The organism is Alcaligenes sp. SJTW-7 (assembly GCF_047716895.1).
GTDB lineage: Bacteria > Pseudomonadota > Gammaproteobacteria > Burkholderiales > Burkholderiaceae_B > Alcaligenes > Alcaligenes ammonioxydans.
In genome coordinates, this window is the sequence record NZ_CP136682.1 from 2,453,064 (window position 1) to 2,466,378 (window position 13,315).

A 13,315-nucleotide genomic window follows, 5' to 3' on the forward strand; every position below is an offset into this window, starting at 1 on the left:
TATAGTGCTATCCTTTAGCTATTAAGAAAAGCTAATTACTCTTTACATAGTTAAGCAAAACTAATCACTCCGGACTTGTCATGGATTTACTGCACCCACAGCTAAGAGCCTTTACAGCAGTCCTGGAGGAAGGCAGTTTCGAGGCAGCTGGACGTAGGCTGCACATCACGAGCTCTGCCGTCTCACAACGGATCAAGGCACTGGAAGACAGGCTGGGGCAGGTTCTGGTCCTGCGCCAACCGCCTTGTCGCCCCACACCGGCAGGCGAACTGCTGCTGCGTCGTGTCCGTCCCATGCAGGCTCTGGAAGCAGAGGCCCTCGCCGATTTCCTGCCCGAGAAAAATGGAACGAACCGCCCCATCGCTATTGCGGTCAACAGCGATTCACTGGACACCTGGTTCCTTCAAGCTCTGGCCCAGCTCAGTCAGGCACACGGCTACTTGTTTGATGTACGGGTTGATGACCAGGACCATACGCTGGAGCTGATACGAAATGGCTCTGTGCTGGCCGCGGTCACTGCCGAGCCCACACCCTTGCAAGGCTGTGAGGTTCAGGCTTTGGGCATCATGCGTTATCAGGCCATTGCCTCGACGGCCTTTGTCAGCCGACACTTTAGTCAAGGGGCACAGGCAGACTCACTGGCTCAAGCCCCCATGATTGTCTTTAATCGCAAAGACGAGTTGCAATGGCGTTTTATACGTCAGATCACCGATGTGACGCTTGCCCCCCCCATCCACTATCTGCCCACCTCGACCGGCTTTGTGAAGGCAGCAGCCTTGGGGCTGGGCTGGTGCCTGGCCCCGGACTCCATGGTTTGCGACGCTCTGGCAGCCCGGGAACTGGCCTTGGTCGCCCCGGGCCTTTGGCTGGATGTCCCCCTGTACTGGCAGCATGCCGCGATCCGGTCTGACACCTTGCGTAATATAGGTGCCGCGCTGCAAAACGCCGCCAGCAGCTCTTTAGGCCCTGTACAGGACTGATCAAGGACGGATCGGATCCATCCCGATCTGATCTGATCGGCCCCAGTCTGGTCGTGCGCGGCACGCTCGATCCAGCACGACGCCTTCAGGCCGCCGCCTCGGCCACGGCTCTGCGCACCGCCTCACGCTCGCCAACCCGCTGAAGATAGGCTACCAGCCTGGGGAATCTGCTCATCTCCACCTCATCGCCTTCAAGCCAGCTCCCCACGGTGTAAAGATAGCCATCGGAAACGGTAAATTGCTCGCCCATCACCCAAGGTCCAACAATAAGGGACTCCAGAAAGGCAGCACACGCCGTCATATTTTGTGGAACCTTAAGGCGCATGGCCTCGTGGGCCGCGGGATCATCGGCCCAGCGGGCACCCCGGCGCTTGTGTGCATGGGCGACATGCACCGTCGATGCCAGATAACTGTTGAGCTCCTGCAAACGAGCAAAAGCAAAAGGGTCGTCCAGAGGCGCCAACTGTGCCTGCGGAAAGCGTTGTGCCACAAAGGCCAGCAAAGCCGGAGTTTCAGTCAATGTCCCCTGTTCAGTCACCAGCGCCGGGACACGCCCCTTGGGGTTGATACGCAAAAACTCCGGGCTTTGCTGCTGATTAGCCGCGAAATCCAGCTTGACCACCTCGACATCCGCACCTGCCTCATACAAGGCAATGTGTGTTGCCAGCGCACAGGTACCTGTTGCGGAATAAAACACCCAACGTGCCATCTTGTGCTCCTCTTTTATTGTCGTTAAAGAGGCCATTATGACGCTGTGAATCCCGGGTTCGGGAAAAATGATGCGAGGCTTGGACCACGGAGCATCACAAACAGGCTCTCATTCGCCCTGTTGAATCGCCCCAGGTTTTAAGGAGGCTCCAAGCTTCGAGGGAATGAGGCACGAACAAGCTACCCCTGAAGTCCGTGAGCGTGTCGTGCGCTTGGTACAGGAGCACACCGTGGTGAGTACCCGTCGCTGTGGGCGGGTGTTGAGTCTATTGCGCCGAAAATCGGTTGCGTACCGGCCGCTTTGCTCGATTAGGTCAAGCGCAGCGAGATCGACAGCGGCAGGCGTGATGGCATGACCAGCAGCGAACGCGAACGCATGAAGGCATGGAGCGCGAAAACAGGGAGCTACGCCGGACCAACAAGTTATTGGAGTCGGCCAGCGCTTTTATTGACCAGGCGGCACTCGACCGCGAGCTCAAGAAGTAAATGCCTATATAGACCGACACCGGGGCGTCTACGGGGTCGAGCGGAGCCATCGTCAAGCGCGCTGAAGAAACTCTATCACCGTACCCACTCTAGCGCGCTGTGCCGGTGAAGGCCGTATTTTAACCAAACAGCTCCTCGACTCCTGGAGTGATTCATATGAAACCAGAGAAGAAAACTCATTTAAGAAGATTGGCTTATAGGCTCTAAAATCAATCTTTCTTTACCTTTACCAATATTCTTCCTCTGCACTTTCAGCAGAGGCAGCTCGTTAGTATTTTTTACATGCGTCCCGCCACACGGTATTACATATCCATTACATTCCCAATAACGGGCATCCGGATAGTCCTCTCGTGAACTCATCGTTATCGAACATCCCCCTCTGATTAAGTCATTAGCAAGCTCTTCAATCTTATTTATTTCCTCTTGATTGAAACGGTCTTCAACCAAAAAATCTAATCTGGCACCATCAGTTTTAATGTGGCAACCAATCGTATTTCCAACTACCCCAGGACGACATAGATCAATAGCCCAGTACAAAATATGCGCTGCGCTATGGTTTAAAGACATTTTTCTTCTACGATCACGATCAATTCTCAACAAAACCTCATCACCAACGTTAAAATTAATTAACCCATCCCTATTTTCAACTTTATGCAATATTATTCCACCAGTTTTAATACCTGAAAACCCATCAATAAAAATAGGTATAGCATCACAAATTTGAGTATCATTAAATTCGATAGCTATATTAGGGTTCTCAATCAATCGAATCTTGCCATGATCACCTTCTTGCCCCCCACCCTCCGGGTACGCTATAGTTTGATCAAGCTCAATTGCTAAATCATAGATACCCACTATTCTAGCCTTACATTCTAATTCTTCTGGCTTTTCATAATAACGCTTGATTGTTGTACGCATTATTTACCTTTCAATATCTTTTAACCTTCTTTTTTTACTAAAAAAATACCTGTCAATACAATAAAAATTCCAAACATTTCTTGTGCAGTTAATGTTTCATAAAAAATAAAATAAGATAAAATCGCTGAAATTACAGGCTGCATCAGAACGAGAACAGCAGCTAAGTTGACAGATATACCACCTAAAACATAGCTAAGACCGCCTTGCCCTAATATCTGAGAAAATATGGCCAAACCCAACAATGGCCACAAAGCTTCAAAATCATTAGGATAGGAAACTCCTTCCATGAGAAGGCTACTTATAAGAAGTACCACTATAGATCCGTATGCACTGTAATACATTACCTGAATAGCACTTGCCTTTTCTCTGACCTTATAAACAATAAGCAAAAAAATAGCATAGAAAATAGATGTAGCGAACGCTAACATATCACCATATAAGCTACCGTTCGATAAATCCCCCTTCCCTTCTATCAAAACCACTAACCCAATTAATGTAACCATCAAACTAATTAAAAAATTACGAGAAATTTTTTCTTTATAAATAAAATAAGCAGCCGGAACAATAGTAAATGGAACTAAGTTAGCCAATAAGTTTGCGTTAGCTACCGTTGTATAATGAAAAGAAATATTCCATAAAATTAAATCTCCTGCCAGGAACATACCAGCAACAAATATCAACGACTTATCTCTTATAGATAAATGATTTCCTTTTTCAAACTTAAGCAATGGATACAATATTGGAATGCTAAATAGAACCCTATAAAACCCAGTTGCAACAGGCCCCAAATCACTTAATTTTACAAATATCCCTCCGGTCGCCAGACATGAAACAAAAAAAATAGTTAAAAAAAACGAACGACTTTTCATTAATTTCTCAAAATTATTTTCTGCTCATTACTTTCCATTACTACTGAACAGTTATCAGGAATATCAGATCTAATTATAGAGTGAGGTGAAATTTTGACATTATTGCCAATACGGACCTTACCAAAAATTCGAGCAAACCCTCCAATTTCAACATTATTCCCAACAATAGGGTGGCGGCTTTTTTTTTCGTTAAATGCAATATGAGAAGAGCCTAAAATAACTTGCTGTAAAAAATAACAATTATCTCCAATAACGCAAGTTTCTCCAATTACCGTACCAACCCCGTGATCAATCACGAAACTATGACCTATACTGGCTGCTGGATGTATCTCAATCCCTGTTCTAACCTTAAAATATTCCGATATTTTTTTTGCTTCGATAACCTTTCCGTAATTAAATAAAATATAATTTGATATCCGGTATCCAATCACCGCATCAAATGACGAATAAGACAGCAAAAGAAATCTATAATCATTATTTGCAGATGGATCTTTCTCAAGAAACGCGTTCATATCCATAATTAACATTGAACATAAATCAAGAATTTCACTCCTTTTCAAATAATAAATACTATATCTACTTAACACCCCAACCACTTTTGAAAGAATTATCTCCTCATCTGAAATAGCAAGCATAGGCATATTTTTACATTTACTCATAGCCTATATAGCTCCTACCACTATCAGGGGCAACAGTAACAATAATCTTTCCTTTTTTATACTTTTTAGCCTCTTTAAGAGAAGCAAGAATATTTGCTCCTGATGACACACCTACAAAAATACCTTTATTTTTACTTAACCAACTCCTCAATTCCATTACCTCATTGAAATCAACATTTATCATATGATCAATAAGATTAAAATTTACTATTGGAGGAATAAAACCCACCGCTATAGCTTCAATCTTATGTGGAATAAAAATATTATTTTTAAAATCACATCCGCTGGGTTGAACACCTATTACCTTTGTGTCCGAACTAATCCCTTTTAAATACCTACCCACTCCCATTAAAGTTCCGCCAGTTCCAATTCCAGCGACAAAAGCATCCACTTTACGAACTTTCAATTGATTTATAATTTCTGGCCCGGTAGTCAAATAATGCGACAAAGGATTAGCTGGATTAGAGAACTGATCTAGAGAAATATAATTATTATCAGAATTCAATATTTCTCTCGCCAGCCTAACATGCGACCCTGGCCCAGTATTGTGATCAGACAATATAATTTTGGCCCCATAACTTTCTAAATTTTTTATTTTCTCTTTACTGAAGTTATCAGGAATTACTAAATTAACTTTATACCCCAAAGCTATAGCGGCAATAGTAATTCCCAAACCAGTATTACCACCTGTCGGCTCCAGAATTATTTTGTCTTTCGTTAATAATTTTTTTTCTTGTGCATCTAATACCATATGCACTCCAGGTCTAGATTTAATACTCCCACCAGGATTGAACTCTTCTAACTTTACATAAACACCAGCTCTATCTGGATTAAATATATTTTCTATTTTTATAATTGGAGTATTTCCCACATAGTTTAGCAACTCAGTCATAGCCAGCCCTTAATACTTTTCTACCCAATCATTATTTAGATAAACATAATAAAAATGAATTTTTCCTAAACAGTTTTGTTTATATCCATCCACCTAAGATTAATCTAAATTTTTTAGTTGATATAGCAGCAGTGCTAGGCTATTGTTATGGTTACAGTTGACTATAGATAGACCGGAAGTCAAAAAAATGGCCGAGCGTGCCTATACAACCCTATATTTACAGGAAGTATTCTATGGATGAATCACTGTATTTGACGTTGAGTAATAAGCTAAACCAGGCGATTAGCTCAGGAACTTTTAAAGCCGGCTCAAGACTTCCGTCGGTAAGGCAAACCGCAAAAACTTACTCAGTTAGTGCCAACACTGTTGTTGCCGCATACCGCCATTTAGAAGACCAAGGACTGATACAGGCACGGCCACAATCAGGTTTTTATGTACGTGAACAAGTCCCTCGCCTTAAACAAACGTTTCCTATAGAAAGTGCCAGCGCACCTCCTACTCAAGGCGTATTGCAGCTAATTGAAACGACTTTTGCCACTCAACAAAATCCAGCTTTCACAAATATTTCTCTAGCCTGCCCAAAGCATGACTCTGAGTTTTATCCAAGTGAAAAGCTGAGTAGAATCATGAGTCAGATCGTCCGGCGCCAACACAATATGATTTGTGAGTACGCATTGCCACCTGGTAGCTTAAATTTACGACACCAGATAGCCAGACGGATGCTCGATGTTGGTGCTATTACTGATATCACCGAAATCACTATTACACACGGTTGTATAGATGCATTGCATTTGGCGCTCTTGGCAACCACCAAATCTGGTGATTGCGTTGCCCTAGAGTCCCCTACTTATTTTTATTTAATACCTTTATTAGCCACATTAGGATTGAATGTAATTGAAGTTCCCACGGATTCTGAGACCGGCTTAGACCTTACAGCTTTAGAGTTATTAATGAAGGACCATAAAATTCAGGCCATTGTCTGCATGCCTAATTTGCACAATCCTCTTGGTTGCAGCATGCCTCTCAAATCCAAGCAACAGTTGGCCAAATTAGTGAACAAATATCAGGTTCCTCTTATTGAAGATGGGCTGTATTGTGAACTTCATTTTGATCAGACCTTACCAGCGGTTAAGGCATTTGATTCCGATGGCTGGATTATTTTTTGCTCAAGTTTCACTAAAACCCTAGCCCCAGACTTCCGAATTGGTTGGATCTGCGCTGGACGCTTCAATCAAGAAGTACAGCGTCTTAAAAACCAGCTTTCAATGACCGAGTCTAGGTTACTGTGCGAGACCATCGCCTTATTTTTAGAATCTGGTGGCTACGATCATCATTTGCGAAAACTACGTAAACGCTACCAACAAAATATGGCTCAAGCACAATCGCTAATAGCGAACTATTTCCCTGCAGGAACCCGCACCACAAAACCACAAGGTGGATTTGTTTTCTGGGTAGAAATACCTGGAAATATAGATACCGTTGAGCTACATATCGAGATGCTTAAAGAAAATATTTGCCTTACTCCAGGCGCATTATATTCACCTAACTCTCGATATAACAACGCATTACGAATATCATGCTGCTATCCGTTTAATGAAAAATATCGTTTTGCTATTGAACGTGTCGGCGCTAAGGCATGTGCACTGACTGGCATATCTTCAAATCGAAATCATGAATCCATTCAACATAAGCCGTAGAAAGAGTTTTTATTCAAAACGTTATTCTTTGAATTTTAGCCACCTCTGGGCCGCTTCGTCTGAACAATAACTTTCTATCCGCAATTTTTTTCCTCGTCCACCTACTTAATGTCCGTTTATATCCCTGTGAGAACATAACTTCGCCCCATAATTGCTACGTTATAACATAATGTTTATATAATGATGTGTACTTGGGATACAACCTACCATCAATCAGCAACGAGTCGTTATGACATTGGAGCAGTCAGACGCACTCTTAATCGCTGATGCCCTCCTAGACAAACTGCGGGAACATGTCCAAACGGCCCCAACGCAGGTTTATCGAGCGCTTAAGCCTTTGGAAACTTACGGGCTTTTCCATCGCATGAAATGAATCGCCCCAGGTTTAGAGTAGGCTCCAAGCGTCGAGGGAATGGGGCACGAACAAGCTCCCCCTGAAGTCCGTGAGCGTGTCGTGCGCTTGGTACAGGAGCACACCGTGGTGAGTACCCGTCGCTGTGGGCGGGTGTTGAGTCTATTGCGCCGAAAATCGGTTGCGTACCGGCCGCTTTGCTCGATTAGGTCAAGCGCAGCGAGATCGACAGCGGCAGGCGTGATGGCATGACCAGCAGCGAACGCGAACGCAGGAAGGCATGGAGCGCGAAAACAGGGCGCTACGCCGGACCAACAAGTTATTGGAGTCGGCCAGCGCTTTTATTGACCAGGCGGCACTCGACCGCGAGCTCAAGAAGTAAATGCCTATATAGACCGACACCGGGGCGTCTACGGGGTCGAGCGCACTGAAAAACCAGGGCTGCCGTAGAATTGGCCACGCTGGACTGGCGACCAGCAGTTTCGGAAAGTGTGGGTATCAATTCTGAAAAAAGCAGATGGGCGTTACAGGTGCCCTTACCAAACCCGCCACACCTATGCTTCCATGATGCTGTCGGCGGGTGAGCACCCGTTGTGGGTGCTCAGTCAGATGGGCAGCAGTGACTGAACAATGATCGCCAGAATTTATGGAAGATGGATGCCGGACGCGGACATTGGGACAGAGTCCAGGGCCGAACAAGCATTCAGTCCCGCCATTGCTGGATCTGCTATTAAAAAGGTCATCTGATGATCGTGCCCAGCCCATGCTAAAACAGCCCCAAAAAGAAAAAACCAATGACCGCTAATGTGGAGTTACGAAAACACTGGCAGAAAATAAAGCATAAGCTGACAGTATTTTCGTCGTTTCAGGCCAAATCCCGTCCATCTTGTAAAGCATAAGATGGCACTTCACGACAAAATAAAGCGTATACCGGCAGTATCGCTAATGCCATGAAATTCCGAAGGGTTTTCCTCCACCCTTGAACTTTAAAGCAAAAAACTCACGAACGAACTGCCAGTTTATGAGTATAAATACATCATATAAGGCGTAAATGACGAATAAGCCTTATAAAAAGCATTACTAACCTATTGATAAGCACTCTATTTTCCATCTGCGCAAACGCAATTATGATGACTCAAAAAGTGTTTATCTTTCTGCGTAAGCATCTGGAGGTTTTATGAAAGCCATCCCAAAAAGTAACGATAGCGAATAGTTTTCAGTCGCACCCGATGAAATCATCAAAGAGCATTAATTGAAAGAAGGCGTCCCTACTCACCTGTTACCCTACCACCAACTAGATACTGCAGTAGGTAGTGATAAGCCAACTCGTAAATACCACCTCGAAGAGTTGATAGCTCAAATACTTAAGGAGGCACCACTTATTAAGGGCTGGGACACAATGCCCTTGGTTGGGCAAGAACGCTTGTCATCCGCCGACTTACCGCTAAGAAACTAAATGCTGTAAAAATAACAAGTAAATTCAGCAAAAACCCAATGCCAGAAATTTTAAGAGAGATACGTAACTCAACATAACGTAACCTTGAGAGCACCTACTCTGAAAGGACTAGGCCCAATCCCTAAGCGGCAACCGCTGCTTTAAACCTAACGCATACCACTCTACAAATCAATTAAACCTGAATTTATATCGTGGTAATGATACCTAATGCGGGAGTAAAGGTCTGCTTCAGGCTGGATTGGAGGGGGGAGTGTCGGAGTACCCCCATTTGCAAGCGTCATTCCATGCTGTACTAAGCGCAATCGAGATTTAAGTCTATTTCTCTCAGTTATCAAGGCTGTCGCAGAATCGAACCACTGTTGCTCCAGTGTCTCGATGGCGCTCAGAAGACTACTTTCCTCCGTTAAACGTATATTGCTTGGCAATGATGCGTAATACATAGACACAGGAAAGTCCAAGGCGCAGGCAACTGGAGCAAACATTACACTACCACTATCACACTGGCCGTAGTTCCACTCTAACCAGACTTGATAAGCAGCGGACCACATTCCCTCACTCGCTGACCCAGAACACGGGATAAGGATGGCGGCAACAGGTACTGCAGCTCTGTGTGAATATCCTAACGATAGTGCTTTAAAAAATGCAGTCCAGTGGTCTAGCGACAACTGCTGTAGCACAGCGGACAAAGCTGCTTCTAGGGATGAAAAGTTGCCCGGATATTTGAACAATGCCTGCATCCATGCCGTCCAATCTGCAGCAGATGTTTGCGCTACTTGATGCAGCAGCACCTGTAGCGTATTTTGGGAACTAACCGGTGAACTTGTCGTATGTTCTTGCCTGAAATTTTCGATGCTAACGAACTTGAAGAATAGGTTATCGACTCTGGGCGCTAGCACTAAGGCTTGGTCCCCAAGTGCAGAGCAAATCATGAGCGAAAAAAGAACATCATTTCGCCTTTCAATAATACCAGCAAGCACCGCTGGGTCAGCGTTGTACATGAACACCACTGCAACACAAACATCTGATGTGGGGAAGAAGTGTATGTGGCGAAGCACCTGCCACAGCCGTTCCAAATTGCGACTGCTAACACAGGATTCAATCTCCTGACGAAGTTCGGGGAATCGTAGCTCATTGAGCCCTGCGTCCACGCTCGTTCTCTCTAGTAATTGTCGTAATCCTTCCTTCAGACGGCTTGAGTCCAGCTGAGTCGCAACACAAGAAAATCCAGTGAAGCCTGCATCTAACGCTGCTAACGCTGCAAGTAGTGCGCAAAGCTTGTTGAGTGAGTTCGCCTCATTAGGGTCCCAATTGCGTAGAGCATTCAATACCCATCGCACTGCGGCCTCCCACGCAGCAGAAGCAGCCGCATCAGGGGACGTCCCCAACGTAATCATATTGCGCAGAAAAGGAAACTCATCGCCGGTGTTATGTCCTACAGTTTCAGCATCAAAGGTTTGTGGCAGTGAGTCCGAGCTAAGTTTAGCAAGAAACTGGCTCAATCCGACTGGTGCAGTGGAGGAGCCAGAGTTCAAGGCTGCTTGAAAGACAGACTGAGCAAGGCTCATCGCTGTAGGGTTCATGGCGTTCTCCAAACGAGATAGTCACTCCCGCTTAACTTATCCCAAAGGTCCAGAAATGCTTGTCTAATCAGCTCTCCGTCGGCAACCTTTTGGAGGATATGGTGCTTCTTGCCGAAACTGTTAATTGATGTTCCAAGAGACCAAGCTGTTGCCGGACCTGTTTCGGAGGGAAAAATTAAGAAACGGTCATGGAACGGCCAGCCAGCGTTCCCTTGGCGTATACGGAACTCCAAGTTCAAGTGTTTGTGATTGCCCATTGAGTTCATGAACATCTCAAGCTGTTTATCCTTCCAAGATTGCTTGGGAGGTGACGCTGCTTTTAGCTTGAGCCCTATACAACTCCCAAAGGAACGAGTGCGAAGCCACTTTTCTACCCTTTGGCAAACGGTGGCAACCTTGCAACAGATATCGCTATCCGTTGCTACAGGAGGTTCCGCCCCTGCTGTGAGCGCTCGTAAGTCAGCCTCTTTATGTGGGCAGTAGAAAAGCGTAGAAAGAATGTCTCTGGCATCAAGATATGGGTCCCACAACCATGCTCCAATCTTGCCATGAGCTCGAAGCAGTGCGTGAATGTCCTGGAGTGCATCTTCTGTACCTGCGCCAGAGAGCCCGCCGTATTGAACAAATTCCCTCCGTGCTTGGATACTCTTTAAACTATCTCTAAAAACTCTGTTCTCTCGCCATGGCTCACGTGGATTGGAAGTTGGGGTGCCAATAATGCTGGGACTTCGTTTATCAATAAGTGGAATGGTGACTGACTTTTGCACTCCATTTAACAGTGGGAGGCAGAACTCTCGAGTGCTAATGCTTTCTCCCACAACGTGAACATCCATACCGATACTCGTGATGAACGAAGTTTGCGCAGAGGCCCCAAGCACTAATTGGTGCTGGTCGTCCCATAGTACGTATCGAGCCCCACCTCCCGGTGAGTAAAGCGGGAAGGTCGCTTGCGAACCAGTAACATCTTTGGAGCCATAACCTTCCACAGTCGTGTCCTCATACTTCTCGCATGACACCCTTAACTGCCGTGCCGGCGTACCGTGGTGCCAGATTGGCTGTACAAGAAAATCCCCCTTTGACGAACTGGACACGCTTGTCGTCACGACTGTTACAGGGAATTGGATGAGAATATTTCCAAGACGGTCGGATAGACCATCAATGCCCATCTTTACGAAATTCATGACATCCGCCGCCAGTTGCTTAAGAAGCCTCGGTTCGTCCAGGAGAAATCTCACATCCGTTTTCTGGTTATCGAAAAGTTCAAGAACATGAGAACCCTCCCAGAAATTATTTTTAAGCACACCATTCCATGGGTGCGAAAATACTGCATCAGAAGCCACAAATTGTGGAGGTAGTGGGGTAAGTGCCCCGACCCTCAATGCCGACTTGCCTAATTTCCACTCACCAGTGTCGTCAAGATTCTGAAGCGCTTGGAATATCCTTTGAGTTGCAATTCTGTACCGCACAACCCCAAATTGCCAAGGTGTTTCTGGCAAGACAATGCGTTTTTTATCATTAAGGAATTTTGACTCTGAAAAGCCGCCTGTTGGCGGTTTAGCTAATTCAGCGACTAATAAACTCATGAAATTAGTTGCCTCTTTTGGTCTATCTTTATGAAAACCAACTATTTCCGTTACTTCGAAGCTCTTGTAGTTACCAATAACACCTGGAGACAGCAATTTCTGCAAATGACTTAACTGTTGGGCAATATTCCAAAGTGTTTCGCTTTCCTGTTGTTTATGTGACTGCCTGATGGCCATGGCCAGTAAACCTCTTTTTCTAGCGTGTTTTATAGTTTGTTTGATAGCTTCGGGGCAGCACAGGCCCATAGCAACATATGAAAAAAGAGCAAATTTATTGCTATAAGCCCAACGTTACGAATGGAGCGATAACCGATGCCGCCCATTTTGTTAACCAAGCAAGAGCCCAGAGAAGAATTGCTAAACCAGAAGTTTCAAACGCTTTGCGCACTACAACCTGCGTCCAATGCTCGCCCTTCCTACTAAACCGAACAGTTGGGAATATAATCCCAATTCCAGTAAGTGCCCTCATCTGAATATAGCCCCACAAATTGCTATAGACCAAGAACCAAAAAGCGAAAGAGAGCGCACGAGGATATTCAACGCCGCTAAGATACGGGGCTGATAGCGTTGCCAGCCACAAACACAGTAAGAGACCCGCAAAGACGCCGATAAGTTGCAACGCTAGCACCATCCACTGAGTTCGGATGACTGATGTCGCTGTACTCTTTTGACGACTCAATATCTCTTCTAGTGCGGTAAACGTAGTTTCCACCCAGTCCCTGGAGTCTCCACCCACGAGGATATGGGAGGAGGCATTAGCGTCCGTATCGAGCCTTATTTCTATTTGTGCTCCAACCTGGTAATTCGTTTTGACCCCAATAACGCTTTCCGCCTGCAACACGACCCTCTCTACCGTGCCAGCACTCTTGTAATATTCCCAAGCCTCATCCTCGGAGTATGTCTTGTATCCGCGATTATCGAATCTCACAACATATACGGGAGTTAGTTGAAAATCAGGGTCCTGAATATTTGCGTTGTGTAAGGCGATTCGTTGCAAAACAGCCCTATGTAGCTGTTGAATTGCCGCATCGTCCAAAACAATATTTTTAACCATCACATCACGTATAAAACTAGGCACCAGCGTTCACCTTCCCATATCTACGATTTAATCCTTGACTTCTGACAATACATGACT

At 45.3% G+C, this 13,315-nt stretch carries 10 protein-coding genes, 2 pseudogenes and 2 other annotated features; of the genes and pseudogenes, 4 read left to right on the forward strand and 8 right to left on the reverse strand.

Annotation, left to right across the window (positions count from 1 at the left end; translation table 11 throughout):
* Positions 1-80 precede the first annotated feature (80 nt).
* A complete protein-coding gene (locus RSQ48_RS11040) occupies positions 81-980 on the forward strand; it encodes a LysR family transcriptional regulator ArgP (RefSeq protein WP_003799096.1) in 900 nt (299 codons plus the stop codon).
* 85 nt (positions 981-1,065) lie between these two features.
* Here the strand turns inward: RSQ48_RS11040 and RSQ48_RS11045 are convergent, their stop codons facing one another.
* The gene (locus RSQ48_RS11045; RefSeq protein ID WP_059318817.1) at positions 1,066-1,689 is read right to left on the reverse strand and encodes a glutathione S-transferase family protein; all 624 of its coding nucleotides are present in this window, start codon (positions 1,687-1,689) and stop codon (positions 1,066-1,068) included.
* Between the two features lie 163 nt (positions 1,690-1,852).
* Here RSQ48_RS11045 and RSQ48_RS11050 point away from each other — a divergent pair.
* Positions 1,853-2,215, forward strand: a pseudogene (locus tag RSQ48_RS11050) (IS3 family transposase); the annotation flags it as partial.
* Positions 2,129-2,255, forward strand: a sequence feature (AL1L pseudoknot). It overlaps the preceding pseudogene by 87 nt.
* A 99-nt stretch (positions 2,256-2,354) precedes the next feature.
* On the opposite strand, the gene RSQ48_RS11055 reads toward RSQ48_RS11050, so the two are convergent.
* From RSQ48_RS11055 to RSQ48_RS11070, 4 genes are read right to left on the reverse strand one after another with little or no spacing between them, the layout of a single operon-like run.
* On the reverse strand, positions 2,355-3,092 hold the full coding sequence (locus tag RSQ48_RS11055; RefSeq protein ID WP_415301785.1) for an alanyl-tRNA editing protein: 738 nt from the start codon (positions 3,090-3,092) through the stop codon (positions 2,355-2,357).
* Positions 3,093-3,112: 20 nt separating this feature from the next.
* A complete protein-coding gene (locus tag RSQ48_RS11060) occupies positions 3,113-3,961 on the reverse strand; it encodes a DMT family transporter (RefSeq protein ID WP_415301786.1) in 849 nt (282 codons plus the stop codon).
* Entirely contained in the window at positions 3,961-4,620 is a 660-nt protein-coding gene (locus RSQ48_RS11065) for a serine O-acetyltransferase (protein WP_415301787.1), read from the reverse strand. Before RSQ48_RS11065 ends, RSQ48_RS11060 begins: the two co-directional genes overlap by 1 nt.
* Positions 4,613-5,512, reverse strand: coding sequence for a PLP-dependent cysteine synthase family protein (locus tag RSQ48_RS11070; protein WP_415301788.1), 900 nt, complete (start codon positions 5,510-5,512; stop codon positions 4,613-4,615). The genes RSQ48_RS11065 and RSQ48_RS11070 overlap by 8 nt, the downstream gene beginning before the upstream one ends.
* 233 nt (positions 5,513-5,745) lie before the next feature.
* Here RSQ48_RS11070 and RSQ48_RS11075 point away from each other — a divergent pair, with 233 nt between their 5' ends.
* Together RSQ48_RS11075 and RSQ48_RS11080 are read left to right on the forward strand one after the other, a co-directional pair.
* Entirely contained in the window at positions 5,746-7,209 is a 1,464-nt protein-coding gene (locus RSQ48_RS11075) for a PLP-dependent aminotransferase family protein (protein ID WP_240208550.1), read from the forward strand.
* 412 nt (positions 7,210-7,621) lie between these two features.
* A pseudogene (locus RSQ48_RS11080) lies at positions 7,622-7,984 on the forward strand (IS3 family transposase); the annotation flags it as partial.
* Positions 7,898-8,008: a sequence feature (AL1L pseudoknot), on the forward strand. (Overlaps the previous pseudogene by 87 nt.)
* Before the next feature lie 1,170 nt (positions 8,009-9,178).
* Here RSQ48_RS11080 and RSQ48_RS11085 read toward each other — a convergent pair.
* The 3 genes from RSQ48_RS11085 to RSQ48_RS11095 form a co-directional block, all read right to left on the reverse strand.
* Entirely contained in the window at positions 9,179-10,597 is a 1,419-nt protein-coding gene (locus RSQ48_RS11085; RefSeq protein WP_415301789.1) for a hypothetical protein, read from the reverse strand.
* A complete protein-coding gene (locus RSQ48_RS11090; protein ID WP_415301790.1) occupies positions 10,594-12,357 on the reverse strand; it encodes a VPA1262 family N-terminal domain-containing protein in 1,764 nt (587 codons plus the stop codon). The genes RSQ48_RS11085 and RSQ48_RS11090 overlap by 4 nt, the downstream gene beginning before the upstream one ends.
* A 100-nt stretch (positions 12,358-12,457) precedes the next feature.
* Entirely contained in the window at positions 12,458-13,234 is a 777-nt protein-coding gene (locus RSQ48_RS11095; protein ID WP_415301791.1) for a hypothetical protein, read from the reverse strand.
* Positions 13,235-13,315: the final 81 nt, after the last annotated feature.

Excerpts from the sequence above, each read along its gene's own strand:
- RSQ48_RS11070 (WP_415301788.1), bottom strand. The coding sequence starts at position 5,512 with ATGACTGAGTTGCTAAACTATGTGGGAAATACTCCAATTATAAAAATA.
- RSQ48_RS11060 (WP_415301786.1), bottom strand. The coding sequence starts at position 3,961 with ATGAAAAGTCGTTCGTTTTTTTTAACTATTTTTTTTGTTTCATGTCTG.
- RSQ48_RS11095 (WP_415301791.1), bottom strand. The coding sequence starts at position 13,234 with ATGGTTAAAAATATTGTTTTGGACGATGCGGCAATTCAACAGCTACAT.
- RSQ48_RS11045 (WP_059318817.1), bottom strand. The coding sequence starts at position 1,689 with ATGGCACGTTGGGTGTTTTATTCCGCAACAGGTACCTGTGCGCTGGCA.
- RSQ48_RS11065 (WP_415301787.1), bottom strand. The coding sequence starts at position 4,620 with ATGAGTAAATGTAAAAATATGCCTATGCTTGCTATTTCAGATGAGGAG.
- RSQ48_RS11055 (WP_415301785.1), bottom strand. The coding sequence starts at position 3,092 with ATGCGTACAACAATCAAGCGTTATTATGAAAAGCCAGAAGAATTAGAA.
- RSQ48_RS11040 (WP_003799096.1), top strand. The coding sequence starts at position 81 with ATGGATTTACTGCACCCACAGCTAAGAGCCTTTACAGCAGTCCTGGAG.
- RSQ48_RS11075 (WP_240208550.1), top strand. The coding sequence starts at position 5,746 with ATGGATGAATCACTGTATTTGACGTTGAGTAATAAGCTAAACCAGGCG.
- RSQ48_RS11090 (WP_415301790.1), bottom strand. The coding sequence starts at position 12,357 with ATGGCCATCAGGCAGTCACATAAACAACAGGAAAGCGAAACACTTTGG.
- RSQ48_RS11085 (WP_415301789.1), bottom strand. The coding sequence starts at position 10,597 with ATGAACCCTACAGCGATGAGCCTTGCTCAGTCTGTCTTTCAAGCAGCC.